Consider the following 23,411-nt stretch of genomic DNA (forward strand, 5'->3'; position numbering starts at 1 on the left):
AGGGTTCCGCTCTTTTTCTTTATGTTAATTCAATATTACCGTGTCCGAATCGGCTGCCATGTCCAACTCGGGCTTTTCCAACACTTCCACGCCATGCTCTTCGACTTCGAGCAATTTCTCGAACGAAGCGATCGCCACTTCGACTTGGCTGTCATCCGGTTCTTTTGTTGTCAACAGTTGAAGCCATAAACCCGGATAGCCCAAATATTTCAAAACGGGCACGCTGCGGACCATGTTCGTCACTTGTAACACTTCAAACGAGATGCCAAGCACAACCGGGATCAATAGAATCCGGTTTACGACGCGCAGCCAGAACGGATCGGTCGGCACAAGGAAGTAGATGAACATCCCGACAATGACCGTAAACAAAATAAAACTGCTTCCGCATCGATAGTGCAGCCTGGATTGGGCTTGGACGTTTTCGACAGTCAGCGGCATACGGTTTTCATACGCGTTGATGACTTTATGTTCCGCCCCGTGATATTGAAAGACTCGTTTGATGAGCGGCGTCATGGAAATTAGCGAAATGTACGTCAGCAATAAAATCAGTTTGAACAAGCTCTCTAAAAGAATTTGAGCTGTCTTGCCGGATGCGATCGGCTGCATCAGTTCTGCCAGAAAAACAGGAACTAACGTAAATACAAATTTTCCGAATAGGAAAGATAACACACCGACCGCGGCGACGCCAAGGACCATCGCTAATTTGGAAGGTTCTTCCGCGACGACTTCCTCTTCTTCTCCAGGCATAAGGTCATAGCGCTCGCTGGAAAATGTCAGATGGCGTGATCCGATACCCGCCGACTCGATCAACGCAACAATCCCGCGGAGAAAAGGAACTTTTTTCAACTTCGCCGCAAAGGGCTTTTGTTCTTTCGGTACATGAAAGTAGTCAATGGAACCGTCCTTTCGCCGGATGGCCGTAATGGTGTCCTTCTTGCCCCCAAACATGACCCCTTCTATCAATGCCTGTCCCCCGTAAGCGGGAGGCTGTTGTGATTTTCCCATATAGTTACCCACACTTTCTTTCCTATCAGTTTCCGAACTGTTTTCATTGTACTAAAAAAAACAGGCTCTCTCCACAAATAGGTTTAAAAAGTTTGGTTCCGCCCGACACTTTGGAGAGGAGGGAAGGTATGATCAATCAAACATTCTTTTGGACTTCATTCATCGCGGCTCTTGGCACGGCGTTTGCACTTAAATTTCTTCATTTTTTCAATTTCATCGAATGGTCGCCCGTCGGATGGGCGAAAGGATGGGTTTTTTTCTCGGAAGGCGCCCATCCTTTCATAAAATGGGCTTTGCTGTTCCTAATTCTACTCATTTCTTACATGATCCTGTATATCGCTGTTTCCTTTACTACTTCCATTCCGACCGTGGTTACTGCACTCCTGATCGGAATTATTGTAGTGATTTCGATCGAGTGGAGCATCGGTACGCCAGAGACGTTAAAAAAAGCAGTCCAATCGGTGTCCATTCCGTTTTTCGCGGTCATGGCCATCATCATCCGATTTATTACGGAAACGGCGGTCGTGATGAAGAAACTTTCAGCTCATGATACGAAATGAGTTGCCACCGATTTCGGATGTGTTAAAATGAAAAAGGAAAAGGTAGGAATGGGGCGGCGTGTGAGCGTTTGCCTCTGTCTAAGTCAGGTCCCTTCCAAACAACCTGGACGCGGAGTCGACATCTGGAAAACTTGACCATGGAACAAGGCACTGTAAATAACGGCAGGGATGATGGCTGGTTACAGATCTTGCGGCTGGCGTTTCAGTCCCGATTGCCGATATACATAGCAAGAGACTCGCCGGATCTGGAGATTAGGAGAAAAGGGGTATGCAAACGTGAAATTGACGAAACTGCGTGAACTTCTTAAAGAGCAGAAACTCGATGCGTTGCTCATCACGAATCCGTATAATCGGCGTTATTTGACCGGCTTTACAGGCACAGCCGGGGTCGCCGTCGTTTCGGCGGAGGATGCTGTTTTTATCACAGATTTCCGATATATGGAGCAAGCGGAAAAGCAGGTGGAAGGGTACCGCATTGTCCAACACTCGAAAACAGTAATCGGCGAAGTGGCCAATCAGGCGAAGTTGATGAACTTACAGACAATGGGATTTGAAAAGGACGATCTCACATACGGCATGTTCGAATTATACAATCAACAAGTCGAAGCGGAGCTGAAACCGGTATCCGGCGTTGTGGAGAAGCTGCGGCTGATCAAAACGGAAGCTGAAATCGCCATTTTGAAAAAAGCGGCCGACATCGCAGATGAAGCATTTACCCATATTTGCAAATTCATCAAACCAGGTATGACCGAACTCGCAGTCTCCAATGAACTGGAGTTTTTCATGCGCAAGCTCGGCGCCACGTCGTCCTCTTTTGACACGATTGTCGCATCCGGGCCGCGTGGGGCCTTGCCTCACGGCGTGGCATCAGATAAAGTGATCGAATCGGGAGAACTCGTGACGTTGGATTACGGTGCGTACTATAATGGGTATATATCTGATATTACCCGTACTATCGCTGTTGGAGAGCCTTCCGTTAAAATGAAAGAAATTTACGACATCACATTGGCGGCACAGGAACTGGCATTGCGAAATATCAAGCCGGGGATGACGGGGATTGAAGCGGATGCCATCGCCCGGGATTATATTATATCCAAAGGGTATGGCGAGGCGTTCGGCCATTCAACTGGCCATGGTATTGGTCTTGAAGTGCATGAAGGGCCTACTCTTTCCTTCCGTTCGGAAGCAGTGCTCCAACCGAATATGGCCGTCACGGTGGAACCGGGAATTTATCTGCCCGGCATCGGAGGCGTCCGGATCGAGGATGATATCATCATAACGGAGACGGGCAATGAACGACTGACGCATTCCACCAAACAACTTCTCATCTTATAACTATTAAACAAATGGAGGAATCATAATGATTTCAGTAAACGAATTTAAAACTGGCCTGACCATTGAATTTGACGGCGACATCTGGCGCGTCATCGATTTCCAACACGTAAAACCGGGAAAAGGAGCGGCTTTCGTCCGTTCGAAATTGCGTAACCTCCGTTCCGGTAACGTCAATGAAAAGACATTCCGTGCGGGAGAGAAAGTGGAAAAAGCGCAGATCGACAACCGGCGTATGCAATACTTGTATGCCAACGGGGATGACCATGTATTCATGGACAATGAATCCTATGAACAGATCGAATTGCCTTCCAAACAAATCGAGGAAGAATTGAAATATTTGAAAGAAAATATGGAAGTCCATATCATCTCCTATAAAGATGAAGTTCTTGGTGTCGAACTGCCTGTCACGGTGACACTCGAAGTCATCGAGACGGAACCGGGCATCAAAGGCGATACGGCGAGCGGCGGCTCCAAACCGGCTAAAATGGAAACCGGCCTCATCGTTCAAGTGCCATTCTTCGTCAACACGGGTGATAAGCTGATCATCAACACCGAAGAAGGCGAATATGTCTCGCGTGCGTAAACCGCCCTTTGAACACTCCTTTCCCAACTGGGATGAGGGGTGTTTTTTTGTTGCTTGGGAAATTGTGAAATCTTGGCATGCGGATAACTTTCCAGCCGGGTGCGTTTTCGGCCAGACTCCGGGCGCTTTTGTTCTGTTCTAGTCCACGAAAACTCTTCATAGGATAAGGCAATGGGGGGAGTACCGGATGGAATTGAATGACTTGCTACGGATTGCCGGGATTGGGCTTGTGATCGGCATCCTTCATATCTTCTTCGAACAAACCGGCAAGAAGGAGTTCTCCTTTTTCCTGTTCCTTCTCGCCTATCTTTATATTACAGCCGAAATGCTGCGGTTCCTAAAAATCTTTTTTACGGAAATCGTGGAATTTTTCCAATGGCTGTCGATGTCGGTTTGATGGCCACCTTATTTTATGTCATTCTTGTGTTTCTTGTCCTGCTGCTCTTGTCGTTCGCTGTACCGAAACTCCATCCGCTGTTATATACGGTGCTGTTTTTCTTCTTTTTATTCCAAGCGCTTCTCGTCATCATCATTCCGTTTACTAAGACCTATATCCAATTATTCCAACCGCTTCCCGATCCGTTCGCCAAGTTGCTGATCGGCAGTGCAATCCTTTTTTTTCTTTCGGATCTGATTGCGCGCCATATTGAAGAAGCGGGCTACCGTTCACTGGCGGCACTATCCCATTTCGTGGTTAAACTAGCGATCTTGACGTTATGGATTCCACAGACATCCAGTTTAATCGAAATACTGACTTCACTCATTTCTAAATGATCGGACGATGCCTCCATGATTGCATTCATCGAAACTATACTGGGAACGGTCCTGTCCAGTTTCGCCATCATTATTATTTCGGCTTTCATGGCATTAATGGCCGACTTTTTGTTTCCTTCCTTTTCAAAATGGACGAGGATCCTGCTCATCATCCTAATTGTCAGCGTTGCCTTGCAACCGGCTATCAGTCATCTCGATTTAATCCGGGAGATCGCTCGTTCGATTTCCATGATTTTCATTTCGATCTATCCCGTGTTGACGGCAGGTATGGTGATGGCGGGCGGGGCATTCGGCTTGCTCAATTTCCAGCCGGCCATGCTGCTGTTTGCTAACGGAGCGGTTCTTTTGGCGGAACGTCTATTGATTCCCTTATTGACAGCGACCTTCCTGTTTGATCTGATCTCGCGATTGCTTCCCGATGTCCCGTTCACCCGGATGGCAGATATGGTGCGGACAACTCTTCTCGCTGTAGTTTCGGCGACGGTAGCGACCTATTCAATTTTCATCACAGCCGGTGGAACGATGTCTTGGGCAATTTCCGGTTTGACAAGTGAACCAGTGAAGGAATTGATTCGCCAGAATATCCCTCTCATCGGTTCCTTCATGACCGATACAATCGGGACGATGGGTCGGTATTCGTCGGGGGCCAGTGTCTTTGCGGGGGGATGGATGATGGTCACGGTTTGGACCGTCGCGCTCGTTCCATCCCTTAAGACACTTATCGTCGCCTTTTTTTATCGGTGGACTGCGGCAATGATCGAACCGTTTGCCGATGAGGATATTGCCGGTATTTTGGATGATATCGGGAAAACGTTGTTTGTCCTATGCGCTGTATCGTTTCTCATCTCGTTTGCCTTCATCTACACATCCCTGTTGTCCATCGTCTTCATCAAATTATTCACTACGATGAAATGAGGTCGGCCCATGGAATCTTTCTGATTGGCATTTTATTGATTTCCGTTTTCTCGTCCTTTCTCCTTTTGTTATTGCCTGACGATAAAGAAGAGGAATTTATTCCGCTCATTAAAATTGCGGTCGGTATCTGGATTCTTCAATCGTTCTTTTCGATATTTGGTCATAGGTTCCTCTAAAGGAGCATAAAATGGATCATTGATGACAGGTCATACAACAGGCTCAATGAATGAAAATGGTGAGATTATGAAGAAACCATCGAAAAAATTGCAGACCATTCTTCTCGGGACCTTTATGATCTTCGTCATCTTTCTCATCAATCCAAAACTTGGCGGGATCGGGGAGGGGAAGGAGGAGAGCAAAGAAATTTCTACGCTAGAAGAGGTGCTGATGGAAATCGAAGGGATCGGGGAAGTGTCGATCTACTTCCATCATGACAACAATGGGACATCCGCTCCTCTGACCGATTATTTCTCCCTTTCCGGGACGTCGGGAAAAAAAGGAAGTGAATTGCAAGGCATTTTAGTCATCGCGGAAGGTGCTGAAGATTTCAAACTCCGTAGTGAACTATCGAGGATCCTATCGGCTGTCCTCCAGTTGCCAGAACATCGCATCGTCATCGTTGAAATGAAGAAAAGGGGGAGTACGAATGAAAACGAATAAGAGAACAGTCTGGTTTTTGACATTGCTTAGCTTGGTCGCCGTCATCTCCATTTACTATGTAAAAGAACGAGCGCCGATGCCGTTCGACGGGATGGCCATCTTTACGAAAGAGACAACCGATGCCACCAAGCTGACGGAGGAGACGGCTGCGGATGAAACGAAACCGGTTTTTGCCGAACTCGTCCTCTTTGAGGAGATGCGGATGGAAGTCCGCAATGAACGGAGCAAGATGCACGAGCAACTGGAAACGAAAATGACATCCTCCGATTTTACGGCAGAAGAGAAGAATTCGGCGTACGATGAGATGGCTGAATTGATGAAACGCTCTACGGCGGAAGCACTGCTGGAGATGGAGATCAAAGCATTCGGCTATCCCGACGCATTTGTCCGGACGGAAGACGGGAAAGTGAAAGTGACTGTCCTGTCTACGGAAGGCCACTCCAAGCAGATGGCGGACCAAATTATTCATCATGTGATGACGAGTTGGGATGACGCGCGTGATGTGCAAGTCGACTTCACGGGAGGCACCCAATGATATAGGCCCTGGAAAGGGTCTTTTTTTATTTCCAAGACCGAAATTAGGCCATTTAGGGTGAAGATTGAGTTAAATGAGGGTTTGCTATTTCATTATGAAGCTAAAACGTCTAAAATGGAGGATGGGTGTAATTAAAATGAAGGTAAGGAGAATCATTCATGTTGAAAATCCAAGAAATCCGTGAAATCATTAAACTCATCGATCAGTCATCCATTGAAACATTTTCTTACGAAGCAGAAGGCACTAAAATCAAATTGAAAAAAGGCGGCGACACGCAACCGACAGTTATGGCGGTACCAGAACCTGCAGCGACGGTTCTAGTCCAACAGCCGCAAGCAACCTTGCCGCAAGTACAAGCTGAACCGGCTCCTGCCGTCAAGCAGGAAGAGCCGCAATCACCAGCTCCGGCTGCTGAAACTGCGGATAACGCTGATCTGCATAAAATCATATCTCCAATGGTCGGCACATTCTATTCTGCATCTTCACCTGACGCGCCTGCTTATGTCAAGGCTGGCGACAAAGTGGACCCAGAATCCATCGTTTGCATCGTCGAAGCGATGAAATTATTCAATGAAATCGAAGCGGAAGTTTCAGGGGAAATCGTTGAAATCCTTGTAAAAGACGGCCAGCTCGTTGAATACGGACAACCTCTTTTCCTCGTCAAAACGAATTAAGGAGGATTCCGACCTATGAAAAAAGTATTAATCGCAAACCGTGGGGAAATCGCTGTCCGGATTATCCGCGCTTGTAAAGAACTCGACATCAAAACGGTCGCTGTCTATTCGGAAGCAGATGCAGAGGCGCTGCATGTCGAACTGGCGGATGAGGCGTATTGCATCGGCCCTCGCTTATCGAAAGACAGTTACTTGAATTTTTCGAATATCATCAGTGTTGCCAAACTGACAGGTTGTGACGGCATTCATCCCGGCTACGGGTTCCTTGCGGAAAATGCAAGTTTTGCCGAGCTTTGCGAAGAAGTGAATATTGAATTCATCGGTCCGACGTCGGATGCAATTTCCCGCATGGGAACGAAAGATGTTGCCCGTGACACGATGGAACAAGCGGGCGTGCCGATTGTCCCGGGATCGGATGGTATCGTCGCGGACGAACAAGAAGCGTTGAAAGTCGCAAATGAAATCGGTTTCCCGGTCATCATTAAAGCAACCGCGGGCGGTGGAGGAAAAGGGATCCGCGTCGCACGGGATGAAGACGAATTGGTGAAAGGCATCAAGATCACCCAAAAGGAAGCGGCAGCCGCTTTCGGCAATCCGGGGGTTTACCTGGAAAAATACATCGAAGTGTTCCGTCACGTAGAAGTGCAAGTCCTAGCCGATAAATATGGGAACGCCATCCATCTCGGAGAACGGGATTGCTCGATTCAACGACGGATGCAGAAGCTCGTCGAGGAAGCACCATCGCCTGCATTGACACCTGAACTGCGCGAACAGATGGGGGAAGCGGCGGTCAAAGCTGCACAAGCCGTCAATTATCGCGGAGCCGGGACAGTGGAGTTCATTTTCGATCATATTAATCAAAAATTCTATTTCATGGAAATGAATACACGAATCCAAGTGGAACACCCGGTCACTGAAATGATTACAGGCATCGATTTGATCCAACAGCAGTTGAAAGTCGCTGCAGGCGAGGAGCTTGCCTATAGCCAGGATGATGTGAAAATTGACGGATGGGCCATTGAATGCCGTATTAACGCAGAAAATCCATCTAAGAATTTCATGCCGTCTCCAGGGAAAGTGACGATGTATATGCCGCCTGGCGGTTTTGGCGTCCGAGTCGATTCGGCTATGTATCCCGGCTATACGATACCGCCGTTCTATGATTCGATGGTCGCCAAGTTGATCGTCCACGGCAATACGCGGGAAGAAGCGGTCGCCCGGATGAAACGTGCGTTGGATGAATTCATCATCGAAGGGGTCGATACGACCATTCCGTTCCATTTGAATTTGATGGATCATGAAGTGTTCAAATCGGGCGATTTCGATACGAAGTTCCTGGAAAAATACGATATTATGGACTAATGGGGAGGAGGTTCCAGATGGCTGAAAAGGCAGTACCGTCGATTGCCGGCAAAGCTTCGACGGGAAATATCGAGCTGGGACGCGTCCAGCTGGCTCCTGAAGTTCTAGAAGTGATTATTGGAATTGCAACGACCGAAGTGGAAGGTGTAGCTAACACGACGGGGAACTTTGCCACCGGTGTTGCGGAAAAGTTCGGGAAAGTGAATCATGGCAAGGGCGTTAAAACGGAATGGACAGGGGACGGATTGATCGTCGATGTCTATTGCGTTGTGCAATATGGCTATTCCATCCCGACAGTGGCGACGGAAATCCAAAAACAGATCCGCCATGCACTCTTCCATATGACCTCAATTGAAACGAAAGAGGTCAATATCCATATAACCGGTATCGAGTTCGAAAAAGAATCGGAATAATCCAAGGGCTGTCCCAAAAGTCGGTAATCGACTTTGGGACAGCCCTTTCGTTTAGGCGGTCAATACTGCTGTTTTTGAAAGTGGATATGTATGTTAAAATATAAATGAGCTTCAAATTATTCAGAATCATTATAATTTATTCTTTTGACACGTCAAATCAACTGGAAATTCTATCGGAAATAGTTCTTTCTATCGATGGATGAGGAGGAATAGAATGTTCAACTTTTTTATAATAGGTGGAATCGTTTTTGTTGTTATTTCGGGTTTGTCACTGGGGGCTTGGTCTAATGGAGCAGAGCAAAGAGCGAATTTCCATTCAGAGACAAAAGAACACCGTGGTTTCAGAGAACGAATTGCCCTGTACAGTGGAATAATTGGTATTATTTTTTTAGGAATTGCAACGATCCTATGGATTTTTTAGATAGCTATAGACACTTTTACTTGTAGCAATTCAGCATTTCTCCATAGTAACTTGTTTCTCTGAATACCTGAATTAGACCTTTTACACCATCCCTAATTATTGTCTGACAGCCTAATTTTCTTGAATCTGTTCTTATTAAAATAATTCAACAAGTTAATAACCCACTCACTGACTTCTTGATTTTTCCTAACCTTCAAAGGGTTCAATTCGCAGCTCAATCAACTCACCCGCGCTCCTGAAAAGTGTCGGAAGCGACAGCATATGAGAAAGGTTGTTTTCCTAGCTTGTTACACTGTATCCCATCCATTGAAATGTGGTATGATAAAACTTCAGAGATACAGCAGTGGAGGAGACATTTACATGAAACGACGAGAAGCGCGGGAAAAAGCGGTGCAAACGCTGTTCCAGCTGGATAATACCACAATGGAACTATCCGTTGACGAAGCGATCCATTATATAACCGAACGTCCGGTAAACCCTTTCTATGACCAGCTTGTTCGCGGAACGGTCCAACATAAGACCGAAATCGACGCAGCCCTTATGGAGAGGCTCGAAAATTGGTCACTGGAACGGCTTCCGAAGATTGAGAGGACTGTGTTGCGGCTCGCCGTCTATGAATTGCTTTTTACCGACGATGCCCCGCACCGGGTCATTCTCAATGAAGCGGTTGAATTATGCAAGACATTCGGGGATGAAAAGTCCGGACGTTTTGTAAACGGGGTTTTATCAAAATTCGATGAAAGATCTACTCGTAATGATTTGGAGGATGAAATATGACTGGCGAACTGATTGATGGAGTTGCAATTGGAAAAGAAATACGGGAAGAAATAAAAGAAGGAGTCCGGGAACTTACGGAAAAGGGATGCCAACCAGGCCTTGCCGTCATTCTCGTCGGTGACAATTCAGCATCCCATACATATGTGAAAAATAAACAAAAATCTAGCGTGGAAGCAGGCATGAAATCTGAACTGATCCAGTTGCCTGCCACTGTATCCGAAGAAGAACTATTGGGCCATGTGGAAAAACTGAATGAAGATGCAACCATCCATGGCATCCTCGTCCAACTGCCATTGCCGGATCATATTGATGAAAATCTCGTTATCCGTGCGATTGCACCGGAAAAAGACGTAGACGGCTTCCATCCGGAGAATGTTGGGAAGATGATTATCGGCCAGCAGTCTTTTATCTCCTGTACCCCTTATGGGATTATCAAGCTGCTAGAGCGTACAGGAGTGGATATCCGCGGTAAACATGCGGTCATCGTCGGGCGAAGCAATATCGTCGGCAAACCGATGGGGCAATTGCTGTTGCAACGGGATGCCACGGTGACGTATTGCCATTCGAAAACCGTGGACTTGTCTTCTTATACAAAGCAAGCGGATATTTTGATTGTGGCAATCGGCCGGACTAAATTCATTACCGATGAATATATCAAAGACGGGGCTATCGTCATCGATGTCGGGATGAACCGTGATGAAAACGGAAAACTATGCGGAGACGTCGATTTTGATTCGGCCAAGGAAAAAGCTTCCGCCATTACACCGGTTCCAGGCGGTGTCGGCCCGATGACGATCACGATGCTTTTGAAAAATACACTGCAAAGTGCGGAACAGGCTTTCGCTGAGGGAAGATGCCCGCAGTCATAATAACGAACACGACGGACGCTGTTTTCCATTGGAAAGACAGCGTTTCTGTACGTCATTGAACAGGAGGCGGTGCAGTTGGCCGGGAATCCTTATTTATCTGTACAAGCGCTGACGAAATATGTGAAACGAAAATTCGACGCCGATCCCCATTTGCGCAATGTATATGTAAAAGGGGAGTTATCGAACGTCAAAAGCCATCCGAGCGGTCACCTCTATTTTACGTTGAAAGATGAAAAGAGCAGAATCCAGGCAGCGATGTTCCGGTCTGCAGCAAGCGGTTTGCAATTCAGGCCGGAAAACGGCATGAATGTGCTCATCACTGGCGATGTCACCGTCTATGAAGCGAGCGGGCAATATCAATTATACGCTCAGACGATGCAGCCCGATGGAATTGGAGCTCTCTATCTTGCATTCGAGCAATTGAAAGAGAGTTTGGGAAAAGAAGGATTATTCGATTCGCGATGGAAACAGCCATTGCCGCCGTTCCCGCAAAAGGTCGGGGTCATCACGGCGCAGTCGGGAGCGGCCATACAAGACATTTGCACGACAATTGGCAGGCGTTATCCTTTGGCGGAAATTATTCTTTTTCCAGCGATCGTTCAAGGACCACAAGCGGCGCCTTCCATCATTCAATCGATTGCGCAGGCAGAGGCCTACGGTTCGATCGATGTACTGATCGTCGGCCGTGGAGGCGGCTCGATCGAGGATCTTTGGGCTTTTAATGAAGAATCCGTTGCAAGAGCCATCTTCTCCTGCCGAATTCCTATCATCAGTGCTGTCGGACATGAAACGGATACGACCATCGCGGATTTCGTCTCCGATCGCAGAGCGCCTACGCCGACAGCGGCCGCTGAAATGGCGGTTCCGGCAAGGGAGGAATTGATCGAACGGCTATTGGACCGCAAACGGATGTTGTATCGTTCCCTATCCAATCAGATCCAGGTGGAACGGAAACGTCTGGCATCCGCGCAATCTTCGTATCCTTTGCAATTTCCGGAACGATTGTACCGTCCTTTCATGGAACGGCTGATCGGTTTGGAAGGCCGGCTGGACCGGAGCCGGACCGATTTGACGACTCGGCAAAAAAGCGAACTGCAAAGACTTCACTCTCTTTTGACGTTTTATGCTCCGGAAAAGCAGATCAAAGAAAGCAGCCGTCTCGTCGATGCGTTGACCGAAAGGCTGACCCGGGCCGCCTACCAGCAGCTCAGAGGAAAGGATGAAAGTTTCAAATCGGCCATCCGCATGCTGCAAGCTTTGAATCCACTGGCCGTCATGGATCGGGGGTTTTCGATTCTCTACCAAAATGGCAAAGTGGCAAACTCCGTCCAACAGCTGGAAGTCGGGGATGAGATTGAGATCCGGTTGCAGGATGGCGTGGTCGAAGCGAAGATCCAATCGCTCACCGCACAAAATGGGGAGGAAATATAAATGGAAAAAGAAGCAATCCGCTTTGAAGAGGCCATGTACAAACTGGAAGAAGTCGTCCAGAAATTAGAAACCGGCGATGTGCCGTTGGAAGATGCGATTCTTTTATATAAAAAAGGGATGGAACTGTCCGCTTATTGTCACAATAAATTACAGGACGCTGAAAAACAACTCATCTCCATAATTGATAAAGAGGGCAATCAAACGGAATTCGACCCTTCGAAAGGTGGAGATACGAATGCATGAAGCATTACAACAATTCATTGAAACCCGCTTGCCATTGATTGATCAGCGGTTGCACGAACTAATAATGGCGACAAATATGCCGGAAAACTTGAAAAAAGCAATGGCTTATTCCGTGGATGCCGGAGGGAAGCGGATTCGGCCTCTCCTCGTCCTTGCCACTCTCCAAGATATCGGAAAACGTTCGGACGATGCACTGACGGTTGCATGTGCGGTCGAGATGATCCATACATATTCCCTAATCCATGATGATCTACCGTGTATGGATGACGACGATTTCAGGCGGGGCAAGCCGACGAACCATAAAGTATTCGGAGAAGCGGTGGCCGTTCTTGCGGGAGATGCTTTGCAAGCGTTGGCATTCCGCAGTCTGACCGAACTCGGCTCCACGCCGCCGGAAAAGGCGGTTGCGATCATGAAGCTACTTGGCTCCGCATCAGGGGCTGAAGGAATGGTCGGCGGCCAAATATTAGACATGGAAGGCGAGGACAAGCAGCTATCCTTGGAGGAATTGGAAACCGTCCATTTGAATAAGACGGGTGCTCTTCTATCGTTCTGTATCGAAGCGGGCGCCATCCTTGGCGATCTGGATGAGAAAGGATCCGCCCAGTTACGGACCTATGCCAAAAATATCGGGCTCGCTTTCCAAATCAAGGATGACATTTTGGACATCACTTCGACGACCGAGCAATTAGGGAAGACCGCCGGCAGCGATACGTCGAGCCAGAAATCCACCTATCCTTCCCTCCTTGGGTTGGAAGGGGCAATCGAACGTCTGGAATACCACCATCAAACAGCGAAAGAAGCGATTGGTTTCCTTGGTGATGATTCAAGCATGCTTGGGATGTTTGCCGATTATATCGTGGAACGGAACAGCTGAGCGAACAAGTTGTTGTTTAGGGCGTCCTTCTTGTTATAATGTACTAAGCGAATCGTCATCTTTGTTCAGCTGAAGATTCCCACCTCCATGGGGGCGGGGAGAATGTGTAAGCATTCCCTATTCATCAGGTTACAAACTCCCGCCGAACAAAGATTGGAGCCTCCGAAGCACACGATGTGGCGTTATTGTCGACAGGCGGATGTCACGGATTATTAAGGGGAAATCAGAAATAGCATACTTGAGTGTGCCTTAATTTCTGCAAAGTGGGCAGAGATACGGAAATCGAACCCTTCGCTGTTCGAGAGTCGTGCCTTAATTTCCGCGAAGGGCGCAGAAATATGGCGAATCGAACCTTTTGCAGTTCGAGAGTCGTGCCTTAATTTCTGCAAAATGCGCAGAAATACGGCAAATCGAACCCTTCGCTGTTCGATTCGCAATCATTTTATGAAGGTGTGTGATAATGATGGATCTGACTGAGATTACAAGTCCATCTTTTTTAAAGAACCTGAATCGCGAAGAGTTGATGGAGCTTGCGGAGGAAATCAGGAAGTTCCTCATTGAGAAATGCTCCGTGACTGGAGGCCATATCGGTCCGAACTTGGGGGTCGTCGAATTGACGCTCGCTTTGCATCACTGTTTCGATAGCCCGGACGACAAAATCATCTGGGACGTCGGCCACCAGTCATATGTCCATAAAATCCTGACGGGACGGGCTTGTCAATTTGATTCGATCAGGCAATATAAAGGTCTTTGCGGTTTTCCTAAGATGACGGAAAGCGAACATGACGTCTGGGAAACCGGCCATAGTTCCACCTCTCTGTCTGCTGCTATGGGCATGGCTGCCGCAAGGGATATTAAAGGGGAATCCAATTATGTGATTCCTGTCATCGGCGACGGTGCTTTGACGGGCGGTATGGCATTGGAGGCGCTTAATCATATCGGGCATGAAAAGACGAATATGATTGTCGTTTTGAATGACAATGAAATGTCGATCGCTCCGAATGTGGGCGCTCTTCACAACGTCCTGGGCAAGCTGCGGACAGCGGGCAAGTATAATACGGCCAAGGACGAACTGGAATATATTTTAAAACGGATCCCGGCAATCGGAGGCAAAGTGGCTGCAGCTGCCGAACGAGTGAAAGATAGCCTGAAATATTTGCTCGTAACAGGGGTCTTTTTCGAGGAGCTCGGATTTACGTATTTGGGTCCAGTCGATGGACATGATTTCACGGAGCTGGAGCGAAATTTCCAATACGCGAAAAAAGTAGAAGGACCGGTCCTTCTCCATGTAATTACGAAAAAGGGGAAAGGGTATCTGCCAGCTGAACACGATAAAATCGGAACTTGGCATGGGACAGGCCCTTATAAGATTGAAACCGGGGCCTTCGTTAAATCAGTTTCCACAGCACCTTCCTGGAGTGGGCTGATTGCCGAGACGGTCAGGACATTGGCGCGGAATGATAGAAGGATCGTCGCCATCACGCCGGCTATGCCGGTCGGGTCCAAGCTGGAATCGTTCGCTGCAGAATTTCCGGATCGCTTCTTTGATGTGGGTATTGCGGAACAGCATGCGGCCACGATGGCGGCAGGTCTTGCCACGCAGGGAATGAAACCATTCCTTGCGATTTACTCGACCTTCCTTCAACGTGCGTATGATCAGGTGCTCCATGATATATCCAGGCAAAACTTGAATGTCTTCATCGGAATCGACCGCGCCGGCCTCGTTGGTGCAGACGGCGAAACCCACCAGGGCGTTTTTGATATCGCCTTTTTGAGACATTTGCCGAATATGGTCATTATGATGCCGAAGGATGAAAACGAAGGCCAGCATATGGTGAAAACGGCCATCGACTATGATACGGGTCCAATTGCACTGCGTTATCCACGGGGCAACGGGCTGGGCGTACCAATGGATGCAGAACCGCATCCAATTCCGATCGGCTCTTGGGAAGTGCTGCGAGAAGGTTCGGACATCGCTGTCTTGACATTCGGAACGACTATACCGATGGCTTTGAAGGCGGCCGAAAAGATGATGTCAAAAGGGATCGGTGTGAAAGTGATCAACGCCCGTTTCATCAAACCGATGGATACGGCTATGCTTGATGAACTGTTACGTTCCGGTATGCCTTTCATCACGTTGGAGGAAGCTGTGCTTGCGGGCGGTTTCGGAAGCGCCGTTTTGGAATATGCGAATGATCAACACTATTCCACTTCCATGATCCGGCGAATGGGGATTCCGGATCGTTATATTGAACATGGCAGTGTGGAAGAGCTGATGACGGAACTTGGCTTGACCGCCGATCATCTGGCGGACGAATTGGAAGAGATGGTTTATAGCCAAGTTACGAAGAGGGAACGTCTAGGATGAGCCGGATCGAGAAGGAGCGGGTCGACGTGTTGCTCGTCGCCCGCGGGCTCGTAGATACACGAGAACAAGCGAAACGGTCCATCATGGCCGGGATTGTCTATTCTGCCGAAACACGGTTGGACAAACCCGGGGAGAAAATTCCGGTTGATGCCCCGTTGACCGTCAAAGGGTCCGCTCTCAAATACGTTAGCCGGGGCGGACTCAAGTTGGAAAAGGCTCTAGAAGTGTTCGATGTCACAGTCCAAGATAAAATTGTTCTGGACATCGGCTCTTCTACAGGAGGATTCACCGATTGCGCCTTGCAAAACGGAGCGAAGCATTGCTACGCATTGGACGTCGGCTATAACCAATTGGCTTGGAAAATCAGGCAAGATCCCCGGGTCACTGTAATGGAACGAACCAATTTCCGGCATGCCACTCCTGATATGTTTACGGAAGGATTGCCTGAATTTGCGACAATCGATGTCTCTTTCATCTCATTGGAACTCATCTTTCCCGCTTTGAAACGAATTCTGGTGGAGGGCGGGGATGTGATCGCTCTTGTGAAACCGCAATTCGAAGCCGGTAAAGGGAAAGTGGGGAAGAAAGGCGTCGTCCGGGAGAAGGACATCCATCTAGATGTATTGATCAAAATTGCAACAGCTTCCGCAACGGAAGGATTTGAATTGCGAGACGCCTCCTTCTCGCCCGTAACGGGGGGAGAAGGGAATATTGAGTTCCTTTTCCATTTACGTTCGGTTCGGGAAGTGGAACCGATGTTGGATGAGCAGTCATTTAAGGAATTGATTGAAGAAGCACATAAGAGTTTACAATAGCGCGCATTTTTTGTGCGCTTTTCATTAACCGATCAACCTCCCGAATGGAATGGCAATCGGATGGTTTCACAAATATGTATCGGAGTGATGGAATTGAATAAAGGGCAGAGACATATACGGATCCGGGATATCATTTCAAATTTCGAAATCGAAACACAGGACCAGCTTGTCGATTTCTTGAAAAAGTCAGGCGTGGCTGTCACCCAAGCGACCGTCTCCCGTGATATTAAGGAAATGCATCTCATCAAGGTCCCTTTGCAGGATGGACGGTATAAGTATAGCTTGCCGACGTCCCAACGGTTTAACACAGAGGAAAAATTGCAGCGGATGATGACAGATGCTTTTGTCAGTATCGATAGCGCTGGTTATTTTATCATTCTGAAAACGATTCCTGGAAATGCTCATGCGGTCGGATCCCTCATTGACCAACTCGGTTGGGAGGACATTCTCGGCACAATTTGCGGGGATGATACTTGTTTGATCATCTGCCGGGAGGAACCGCTTACCATTGAGGTAAGGGAAAGACTGTTGGCCATGCTTTGAACTGATCGGCAGGGAAATGCAAAAGAGGTGAGCGTAAATTGTTAAGCGAACTATCCATTCAAAACTTTGCTATTATTGAAAAGTTGGAAGTTACATTTCAAGATGGATTAACCGTGTTAACAGGGGAAACGGGTGCGGGAAAGTCCATCATCATTGACGCTGTCCAATTGCTCGCAGGCGGGCGGGGATCCCAGGAATTCATCCGCCATGGTGCCAAAAAGGCTGAACTGGAAGGGATGTTCACAATCGACGATCCCGATCATCCGGTCCTTGCGAAAATGAACGATATCGGCATCGAAACGGAAGATGGCGTCGTGATTTTACGCCGGGATTTGAATGCAAACGGGAAAACGGTTTGCCGAGTGAACGGTAAATTGGTGACAATTGCTAATTTAAGAGAAATTGGTTCCCAGCTCATTGATATCCATGGCCAACATGAAAACCAGGAACTGATGCTTGAAAAAAGACATATCCATCTGCTTGACCATTTTGCGGGAGAACGACTCGTACGTACATACGAAGATTACACTGAACTTTATGAACGTTATCGAAAGCTGAAACGCAAGCTGGAGATGGCCGATGAAAATGAGCAGCAAGTAGCCCAACGGATTGATCTGTATTCGTTCCAGTTGAAAGAAATCGATGCCGCTTCCCTCGTTATCGGAGAGGAAGAGGAACTGGAAGAAGAAAAGCGGAAGCTGCAGAATTTCAATCGGCTTTTTGAACGGTTGAATACGGCTTATGAATCGATCAGTGGGGATACGCATGCTTTGGATTGGCTTGGATCCGCAATGAGCGACTTAGAGGATGCGGCATCCGTCGATAAAAATTTGCAATCCCATGCAGAAGTAATTGCGACTAGCTTCTATTCCTTGCAAGATACTGCACATGAATTAAAAAACATCTTGGACGATATGGAGTTCGATCCAAATCGTCTGGAAGCTGTAGAAGATCGCCTCGCCTTGCTCACTTCATTGAAACGGAAATATGGCAAAACGATCGAGGATATCGTTCTGTATCGGGAACAAATTGCAGAAGAACTCGATAATTTGGTCAGCCGGGATGAACGGATGGCGGAAGGGCAGGAAAAACTGAGACAATTGGCCCAGGACCTGGAAGTAGAAGCAGAAGAATTGTCCATCATTCGACAAGATTCGGCCGGTCTCTTGGAACAAGCGGTAATGGAACAGTTGAAACAGCTCCATATGGAAAAAGCGGTATTTCAAGTGGAGATCAACAGGAGACCTGTCGGACACTTCGATCGACACGGGATCGATGACGTGCAATTCCTCATTTCCACGAATGTGGGCGAACCGCTGAAACCTTTAGCGAAAGTTGCATCGGGTGGAGAACTTTCACGGCTCATGCTCGCCTTAAAAACGATCTTTTCCAAACACCAAGGGATTACCTCCATCATTTTTGACGAGGTGGATACGGGAGTCAGTGGAAGGGTTGCCCAAGCGATCGCGGAAAAGATTGCGACGATTGCAATCCATTCCCAAGTGCTCTGTATATCGCATTTGCCGCAGGTCGCTGCGATGGCAGACCACCATTACTTGATCAAAAAAGAAGTGAAGGATGAGCGTACGAGCACGGCGATCCACGATATTGACCGCTCACAAAGGATTGAAGAGGTCTCACGCATGTTATCCGGCACGGAGATTACCCCACTCACTTTACAACATGCAGACGAATTGTTGAAAATGGCAGTAGAAAGAAAAAAATCCTTTCGTTGAGACGTGCACCGAAAATGTATGCACGTCCTTCTATTGCTCATTTTATCCTCTCATAACATTCCCGCGAACGGACATACCAATAGTATCTTACAGCGGGAGGTGAACCATGGGATGGAATAGACAATTGAAAATCGGCGTATCGTTGTTCTTCCTGTTCATTTTTTTGCCATTCTCTTCGAGTGCGGCACTTGCACAACATGACAGCCTGATTCCGATGGGACACTCGATCGGCATAAAAATGGATCTCTCAGGTGTTTTTGTTACAAATGATGTGATGATCGACAAAGACAACTGGCTAAAGGCCGGGGATTTGATCGAACAAGTCGAGGACTATTCGGTCGGAGTCCTCAACGAATTCGAGAAAGCCGTCTCCTCCATCAAAGGGGAACAGGAAATTACATTGCAAGTCCTCCGTAACGGAGAACCGAGCAAAATTTTGGCGGACACCGGGGCAATGAAGCGTCTCATTCCATTCCTTAAAGACCGTACGGAAGGGACAGGGACTCTGACGTATGTTGATCCGGAAAAGATGACATACGGCGCTCTCGGTCATCAGATTATCGACAGTTCTCTGAAATCGCCGCCTTTATTCAAAACGGGGTCCATTTATCTGTCGGAAATTGGGCAAATTAAAAAAAGTGTGCCTGGCATTCCCGGCTATAAAATCTCTACGATTGTGGACGATGAAAAACTTTTAGGGACGATCAACCGCAATAGCGTTTACGGAATTTTTGGATCGTGGAAAGACACTTCTAGAAAAGTGTTGGCGGAACCGTTAGAGATTATGCACGCCAGTGATCTCAAATTGGGTGAGGCCATGATTTATACGACTGTGAAGGGAACGGAAGTGGAATCCTTTTCCATTCGTATTACTAAAATCGAGAAGGAACAATTTCACTTTGTCATGACCGATCCGAAGTTATTGGAAGCGACCGGCGGCATCTTACAAGGCATGAGTGGAAGTCCCGTTATTCAGAACGGAAAATTTGCAGGCGCTATCACCCATATGTTCGTCGATGAGCCCAAAAAAGGAGCAGGCCTTTTCTTGGAAACGATGAGAAACGGGGAAAAATAGCGATTTGGAGAGCCAACCCAAAAAATGGGGTTGGCTCCTTTTTTTATCGGTGGTACACTGACAACAGGAAGGATTCGACAATTGTGATAGAAAACATTGGAATCCGTCGATTTATAGAGAAACTATCGGTCAGAAGATTCATTTCTATACCTGAAAAAAGGAATGATGTTGGCGTTGTCGAATTTTTTCTTGAGCTAGTAACGGAGTTCAGGAAATTGGGGAAACGAAACAGGAGGGAACCGCTAATGGGATTGGAAAAAGTGAGAATTGCAATTGCTGATGATAATAAAGAACTTGTGAAAACGATGGTCACGTATTTTGAGAAGCACCCGGAAATTGAAATTCTTTGGATGGCGCATAACGGAAATGAATGCTTGACGAAAATGGAAGAAAACGTCCCGGACGTTTTATTGCTAGATATCATCATGCCGCATCTGGATGGCATCGCGGTTCTCGAAACATTGAATGGACGGGGGACGATGCCGAATGTCATCATGCTGACCGCTTTCGGACAGGAAGACGTCATGACCCATGCGGCTACGTTAGGCGCTTCCTATTTCATGTTGAAACCATTTGAGTTCGACCGGCTTGTCCAACAAATTTTCAAAGTGGCTGGCACAGCGAAGCCGGCACCGCCGCTTGTACAGAACAGCAGCACCATAGAGAGCGACGGGGCTGTCAGCCAAAAAGTGCTCGATACGACGATTACTTCCATCATCAAAGAAATTGGTGTTCCCGCTCATATTAAAGGGTATGCTTTTTTGCGTGAAGCCATCCAGAAAGTATATACAGATGCCGATTTGCTAGGCTCGGTCACTAAAGTACTCTATCCGGAAATAGCGGAGAAATATAATACGACACCTTCCCGCGTGGAACGGGCGATTCGACATGCCATCGAAGTGGCTTGGAATCGAGGCAACTATGAAGTCATTTCCAAAATGTTCGGCTACACCGTCCATCATTTGAAAAGCAAGCCTACCAATAGTGAGTTCATAGCGATGATTGCAGACAAGATCCGTTTGGAGCATATGGCAAGCTAAGCCGCTCCTCATTTTCCTTGTAATTTTTGGACTTTTCTTATCATTTCAATCAAAAAGATTCGCGACAGCTGATATAAAGGTATATACTTATGATTGAAGAGTTGGTTGAAGGGGGAAGGGTCGTTGTTAGTCGAAAACGAATATTTCGAATTGGATGTTGAGGGAGAACAAGTTTTGATGCGCACCAAGAAGAACGGCTTTCCACTGAAATCATTTGATGCGATTACACGCGAACACCCGCGTTTCAGGATTGACTCCTTCGCAATATTACGGAAAGCGCTTACAGAACCAGAGGAGGTCCATGTGGTCGGTAGTTGGCTGCCGGAGATCGAGGTGGCGATTACACAAGACCGCATGAAGGCTCAGCTTGTGATCAATATTCCGATTGCTGATTTTGATCAAAAGAAAGAGAAAGTCATTCAACAGGCGGAAAAATTGCTCGATGAGGCCGGTATTATTCATGGGCGAAGACCTTATTGGGAGGATCCTTATCAGCCTGGCGAACCGATTGACGCAGCTATCGGGACTCCTCCTGAAAAAGGGAAGGACGCTCAAATCCGCTATATCGAAATGCCTGAGAAAAGACCGATCATCCGTGATGATGGATCCGCGGATTATTATGAGATGAATTTTGTGACCCCGATCCAAGAAGGGCAGTGGCTAGGGGAGAAAATACCTCCGCAGGAAGGGATTGATGGGACCGACGTACTGGGGCATTCCATTCCATCGTTAAGAGGACACGACGCTAAATTGGTCTATGACCGCTCGTCTGTCCATGAAGTCCAGGAAGGTGATAACATCGTGTTGCGGGCCGCCCATTCTGGTGCTTTGGAATATACGAACGGCATTGTCGGGGTAGGGAAGCAGCTTGTCATCGACGGAGATGTCGGTCCGGAAACGGGCTCTATTTCATTCAATGGTACCGTTATTATCCGGGGCACGATCATACCGGGTTTTTCTGTCACGGCAACGGGGGATATTTCGGTTGAAGGAAATGAAGGGGTCACCAATGCCAAAGAGGTGCTATCTTCCGGAGGGGATATTTATATTAAAGGGGGCGTCTTTGGCGGTGGGGAAACGGTTCTCGAGGCGCAAGGAGATATTTTTATCAAGCACGCAAATAATTGCAAGCTGTTAGGTAAAAACGTCCACATCGGTTTGTATTTGATCGGCACGGACGTCGTCGCGGACTGTGTGCATGTTGATAAGAACAAAGGAAAGATCATCGGCGGGCATATCGAGGCACTTCACCTGATCGAGTGTGCCATCGCTGGAAACAGTCATGAACGGATGACAGTCCTGCATGCCAGAGGGACGGATAAAGAAGGTCTCTATAAGGAAATCCAGTCCTTGGCGAAAGAATTGAAAGAGCGCCGGGAACTCGTGCAGCGGCTGGAGCAGCACGCCAGCCAATTCCAAGAATCCGGGAGCCGTATGGCAGTCCAGCTGGAGGCGTATGTGAAATTGAAAGAGACGCTGGAAGAGAATCGGAGCGCCATTTTAGAGATGGATCAGGAAATCCAGTTGGGGATGGCCAGGATTAAACAAGCCGTTCCACCGAAGATCGAAGTGACAAAAGAGGCGTTTCCGGGCGTAATTATCCAGGTTGGAAGCAAGTCCTCCACACTGCATACTTCAACAAATGGCGTTTTTGAAATGGCTGACGGGGTGTTGAATGTCTAATCCGCTTATTCTGGCGCATCGCGGAGCATCCAGTGTGCGGTTTGAAAACACGATGGCTGCCTTCGAAAGGGCGTACGAGGACGGAGCCGACGGAATTGAATTGGACGTCCAAGTGACGGAGGATGGGATTCCCATTGTCATCCATGATCCCGACTTTGCCAGAGTAGCCGGGATCCGGAGAAGTGTGTCTTCGGTAACCGGTGTGGAAGTGGAGGCATTCCGGGTCGGGAAGCGTTTTTTTCGGATCTTAATGGGGCATCCGATTCCAACGTTACTGGAAACCGTTACGTTTTGCCATCAACGGAATTTGGTCCTCAATGTGGAGCTAAAAGAGACAGTTTCGGAAAGCCCCGATTCAATTGGCCGTATTCTCTCCGATCTGTCCATATTGGAGCATGTCCATATTTCTTCCTTTGACTATGGCGTATTGGAAAAGGTGAAACAACTGGATCCAGAGATGGAGACAGCTTATTTACTGCGAAAAAAAGGGGTCGACTGGGATCGGTTGGACCGGTACCAATGTGCGGATGGGTTCCATCTGCATAAACGGCTTCTAAAAGAGCCTTATCTTGGAAAATTGATGGCCACCGGGAAAGTGCTCCGCGTTTATGGTGTGACGGGGAATGAGCCGATGACCTTCCAGCCGCCTTCCTATATCGGGGGATGGATCACCGATTTTCCAAAGCGCTTCATAAACCGAAAAAGAACCTAGACGAT

General features: G+C 47.7%; 26 protein-coding genes. 25 read left to right on the forward strand and 1 reads right to left on the reverse strand.

Going from position 1 to position 23,411, the window contains the following annotated elements; translation table 11 throughout:
* Positions 1–24 precede the first annotated feature (24 nt).
* Positions 25–1,005, reverse strand: coding sequence for a DUF1385 domain-containing protein (locus tag MKY41_RS02955; RefSeq protein WP_340743623.1), 981 nt, complete (start codon positions 1,003–1,005; stop codon positions 25–27).
* A gap of 128 nt (positions 1,006–1,133) precedes the next feature.
* On the opposite strand from MKY41_RS02955, the gene MKY41_RS02960 reads away from it, so the two are divergent.
* The 25 genes from MKY41_RS02960 (at position 1,134) to MKY41_RS03080 (ending at position 23,406) form a co-directional block, all read left to right on the forward strand.
* The gene (locus MKY41_RS02960) at positions 1,134–1,565 is read left to right on the forward strand and encodes a hypothetical protein (RefSeq protein ID WP_340743624.1); all 432 of its coding nucleotides are present in this window, start codon (positions 1,134–1,136) and stop codon (positions 1,563–1,565) included.
* Positions 1,566–1,841: 276 nt separating this feature from the next.
* Positions 1,842–2,900 (forward strand): M24 family metallopeptidase, encoded by a 1,059-nt coding sequence (locus tag MKY41_RS02965; RefSeq protein WP_340743625.1) that lies wholly within the window; start codon positions 1,842–1,844, stop codon positions 2,898–2,900.
* A gap of 25 nt (positions 2,901–2,925) precedes the next feature.
* Positions 2,926–3,483: an elongation factor P gene (gene efp, locus MKY41_RS02970; protein WP_340743626.1), complete on the forward strand. Its 558-nt coding sequence runs from the start codon at positions 2,926–2,928 to the stop codon at positions 3,481–3,483.
* 187 nt (positions 3,484–3,670) lie between these two features.
* Positions 3,671–3,880, forward strand: coding sequence for a SpoIIIAC/SpoIIIAD family protein (locus tag MKY41_RS02975; protein WP_041075081.1), 210 nt, complete (start codon positions 3,671–3,673; stop codon positions 3,878–3,880).
* Positions 3,859–4,257, forward strand: a complete 399-nt coding sequence (locus MKY41_RS02980; protein ID WP_340743627.1) for a hypothetical protein — start codon at positions 3,859–3,861, stop codon at positions 4,255–4,257. The genes MKY41_RS02975 and MKY41_RS02980 overlap by 22 nt, the downstream gene beginning before the upstream one ends.
* Before the next feature lie 15 nt (positions 4,258–4,272).
* The gene (locus MKY41_RS02985; protein WP_340743628.1) at positions 4,273–5,172 is read left to right on the forward strand and encodes a stage III sporulation protein AE; all 900 of its coding nucleotides are present in this window, start codon (positions 4,273–4,275) and stop codon (positions 5,170–5,172) included.
* Between the two features lie 198 nt (positions 5,173–5,370).
* Positions 5,371–5,832 carry a hypothetical protein gene (locus tag MKY41_RS02990; RefSeq protein WP_340743629.1) on the forward strand — a complete coding sequence of 154 codons (462 nt, stop codon included), beginning with the start codon at positions 5,371–5,373 and terminating at the stop codon, positions 5,830–5,832.
* Complete coding sequence (locus MKY41_RS02995; protein ID WP_340743630.1) at positions 5,819–6,367, forward strand: SpoIIIAH-like family protein; 549 nt, start codon at positions 5,819–5,821, stop codon at positions 6,365–6,367. Before MKY41_RS02990 ends, MKY41_RS02995 begins: the two co-directional genes overlap by 14 nt.
* Before the next feature lie 158 nt (positions 6,368–6,525).
* Positions 6,526–7,041, forward strand: coding sequence for an acetyl-CoA carboxylase biotin carboxyl carrier protein (gene accB, locus MKY41_RS03000; protein ID WP_340743631.1), 516 nt, complete (start codon positions 6,526–6,528; stop codon positions 7,039–7,041).
* Positions 7,042–7,056: 15 nt separating this feature from the next.
* Positions 7,057–8,403, forward strand: coding sequence for an acetyl-CoA carboxylase biotin carboxylase subunit (gene accC, locus MKY41_RS03005; protein ID WP_340743632.1), 1,347 nt, complete (start codon positions 7,057–7,059; stop codon positions 8,401–8,403).
* A gap of 17 nt (positions 8,404–8,420) precedes the next feature.
* Positions 8,421–8,816: an Asp23/Gls24 family envelope stress response protein gene (locus tag MKY41_RS03010; protein WP_340743633.1), complete on the forward strand. Its 396-nt coding sequence runs from the start codon at positions 8,421–8,423 to the stop codon at positions 8,814–8,816.
* Positions 8,817–9,030: 214 nt separating this feature from the next.
* The gene (locus MKY41_RS03015; RefSeq protein WP_340743634.1) at positions 9,031–9,237 is read left to right on the forward strand and encodes a DUF5316 family protein; all 207 of its coding nucleotides are present in this window, start codon (positions 9,031–9,033) and stop codon (positions 9,235–9,237) included.
* Positions 9,238–9,597: 360 nt separating this feature from the next.
* Complete coding sequence (gene nusB, locus MKY41_RS03020) at positions 9,598–10,014, forward strand: transcription antitermination factor NusB (protein ID WP_340743635.1); 417 nt, start codon at positions 9,598–9,600, stop codon at positions 10,012–10,014.
* Positions 10,011–10,883: a bifunctional methylenetetrahydrofolate dehydrogenase/methenyltetrahydrofolate cyclohydrolase FolD gene (folD, locus tag MKY41_RS03025; protein ID WP_340743636.1), complete on the forward strand. Its 873-nt coding sequence runs from the start codon at positions 10,011–10,013 to the stop codon at positions 10,881–10,883. Before nusB ends, folD begins: the two co-directional genes overlap by 4 nt.
* Positions 10,884–10,958: 75 nt before the next feature.
* Positions 10,959–12,314, forward strand: a complete 1,356-nt coding sequence (xseA, locus tag MKY41_RS03030) for an exodeoxyribonuclease VII large subunit (protein ID WP_340743637.1) — start codon at positions 10,959–10,961, stop codon at positions 12,312–12,314.
* A complete protein-coding gene (locus MKY41_RS03035; RefSeq protein ID WP_340743638.1) occupies positions 12,315–12,557 on the forward strand; it encodes an exodeoxyribonuclease VII small subunit in 243 nt (80 codons plus the stop codon).
* Positions 12,550–13,434 carry a polyprenyl synthetase family protein gene (locus MKY41_RS03040; RefSeq protein ID WP_340743639.1) on the forward strand — a complete coding sequence of 295 codons (885 nt, stop codon included), beginning with the start codon at positions 12,550–12,552 and terminating at the stop codon, positions 13,432–13,434. The genes MKY41_RS03035 and MKY41_RS03040 overlap by 8 nt, the downstream gene beginning before the upstream one ends.
* 463 nt (positions 13,435–13,897) lie before the next feature.
* The gene (gene dxs / locus MKY41_RS03045; RefSeq protein WP_340745618.1) at positions 13,898–15,802 is read left to right on the forward strand and encodes a 1-deoxy-D-xylulose-5-phosphate synthase; all 1,905 of its coding nucleotides are present in this window, start codon (positions 13,898–13,900) and stop codon (positions 15,800–15,802) included.
* A complete protein-coding gene (locus MKY41_RS03050; protein ID WP_340743640.1) occupies positions 15,799–16,617 on the forward strand; it encodes a TlyA family RNA methyltransferase in 819 nt (272 codons plus the stop codon). Before dxs ends, MKY41_RS03050 begins: the two co-directional genes overlap by 4 nt.
* Positions 16,618–16,710: 93 nt before the next feature.
* Positions 16,711–17,160: a transcriptional regulator AhrC/ArgR gene (ahrC, locus tag MKY41_RS03055; RefSeq protein ID WP_340743641.1), complete on the forward strand. Its 450-nt coding sequence runs from the start codon at positions 16,711–16,713 to the stop codon at positions 17,158–17,160.
* Positions 17,161–17,198: 38 nt separating this feature from the next.
* Complete coding sequence (gene recN, locus MKY41_RS03060; RefSeq protein ID WP_340743642.1) at positions 17,199–18,896, forward strand: DNA repair protein RecN; 1,698 nt, start codon at positions 17,199–17,201, stop codon at positions 18,894–18,896.
* Positions 18,897–19,002: 106 nt separating this feature from the next.
* Positions 19,003–19,971, forward strand: coding sequence for a SpoIVB peptidase S55 domain-containing protein (locus MKY41_RS03065; protein WP_340743643.1), 969 nt, complete (start codon positions 19,003–19,005; stop codon positions 19,969–19,971).
* 251 nt (positions 19,972–20,222) lie between these two features.
* Positions 20,223–21,011, forward strand: a complete 789-nt coding sequence (gene spo0A / locus MKY41_RS03070; RefSeq protein WP_340745619.1) for a sporulation transcription factor Spo0A — start codon at positions 20,223–20,225, stop codon at positions 21,009–21,011.
* Positions 21,012–21,134: 123 nt separating this feature from the next.
* Positions 21,135–22,694 carry a FapA family protein gene (locus MKY41_RS03075; RefSeq protein WP_340743644.1) on the forward strand — a complete coding sequence of 520 codons (1,560 nt, stop codon included), beginning with the start codon at positions 21,135–21,137 and terminating at the stop codon, positions 22,692–22,694.
* Positions 22,687–23,406 (forward strand): glycerophosphodiester phosphodiesterase, encoded by a 720-nt coding sequence (locus MKY41_RS03080; RefSeq protein WP_340743645.1) that lies wholly within the window; start codon positions 22,687–22,689, stop codon positions 23,404–23,406. The genes MKY41_RS03075 and MKY41_RS03080 overlap by 8 nt, the downstream gene beginning before the upstream one ends.
* The last annotated feature ends 5 nt before the right edge of the window (positions 23,407–23,411 follow it).

The sequence above is a fragment of the Sporosarcina sp. FSL W7-1349 genome (assembly GCF_038003045.1).
Lineage (GTDB): Bacteria > Bacillota > Bacilli > Bacillales_A > Planococcaceae > Sporosarcina.

Bases quoted from the DNA above. Each gene is read 5' to 3' on its own strand.
- MKY41_RS02975 (WP_041075081.1), top strand. From the start codon at position 3,671: ATGGAATTGAATGACTTGCTACGGATTGCCGGGATTGGGCTTGTGATC.
- MKY41_RS03040 (WP_340743639.1), top strand. From the start codon at position 12,550: ATGCATGAAGCATTACAACAATTCATTGAAACCCGCTTGCCATTGATT.
- accC (WP_340743632.1), top strand. From the start codon at position 7,057: ATGAAAAAAGTATTAATCGCAAACCGTGGGGAAATCGCTGTCCGGATT.
- MKY41_RS03015 (WP_340743634.1), top strand. From the start codon at position 9,031: ATGTTCAACTTTTTTATAATAGGTGGAATCGTTTTTGTTGTTATTTCG.
- MKY41_RS03080 (WP_340743645.1), top strand. From the start codon at position 22,687: ATGTCTAATCCGCTTATTCTGGCGCATCGCGGAGCATCCAGTGTGCGG.
- MKY41_RS02995 (WP_340743630.1), top strand. From the start codon at position 5,819: ATGAAAACGAATAAGAGAACAGTCTGGTTTTTGACATTGCTTAGCTTG.
- MKY41_RS02955 (WP_340743623.1), bottom strand. From the start codon at position 1,005: ATGGGAAAATCACAACAGCCTCCCGCTTACGGGGGACAGGCATTGATA.
- MKY41_RS03010 (WP_340743633.1), top strand. From the start codon at position 8,421: ATGGCTGAAAAGGCAGTACCGTCGATTGCCGGCAAAGCTTCGACGGGA.
- MKY41_RS02990 (WP_340743629.1), top strand. From the start codon at position 5,371: ATGACAGGTCATACAACAGGCTCAATGAATGAAAATGGTGAGATTATG.
- MKY41_RS02960 (WP_340743624.1), top strand. From the start codon at position 1,134: ATGATCAATCAAACATTCTTTTGGACTTCATTCATCGCGGCTCTTGGC.
- folD (WP_340743636.1), top strand. From the start codon at position 10,011: ATGACTGGCGAACTGATTGATGGAGTTGCAATTGGAAAAGAAATACGG.
- MKY41_RS02985 (WP_340743628.1), top strand. From the start codon at position 4,273: ATGATTGCATTCATCGAAACTATACTGGGAACGGTCCTGTCCAGTTTC.
- nusB (WP_340743635.1), top strand. From the start codon at position 9,598: ATGAAACGACGAGAAGCGCGGGAAAAAGCGGTGCAAACGCTGTTCCAG.
- accB (WP_340743631.1), top strand. From the start codon at position 6,526: ATGTTGAAAATCCAAGAAATCCGTGAAATCATTAAACTCATCGATCAG.
- MKY41_RS03050 (WP_340743640.1), top strand. From the start codon at position 15,799: ATGAGCCGGATCGAGAAGGAGCGGGTCGACGTGTTGCTCGTCGCCCGC.
- MKY41_RS02980 (WP_340743627.1), top strand. From the start codon at position 3,859: ATGGCTGTCGATGTCGGTTTGATGGCCACCTTATTTTATGTCATTCTT.
- dxs (WP_340745618.1), top strand. From the start codon at position 13,898: ATGGATCTGACTGAGATTACAAGTCCATCTTTTTTAAAGAACCTGAAT.
- MKY41_RS03035 (WP_340743638.1), top strand. From the start codon at position 12,315: ATGGAAAAAGAAGCAATCCGCTTTGAAGAGGCCATGTACAAACTGGAA.
- MKY41_RS03065 (WP_340743643.1), top strand. From the start codon at position 19,003: ATGGGATGGAATAGACAATTGAAAATCGGCGTATCGTTGTTCTTCCTG.
- efp (WP_340743626.1), top strand. From the start codon at position 2,926: ATGATTTCAGTAAACGAATTTAAAACTGGCCTGACCATTGAATTTGAC.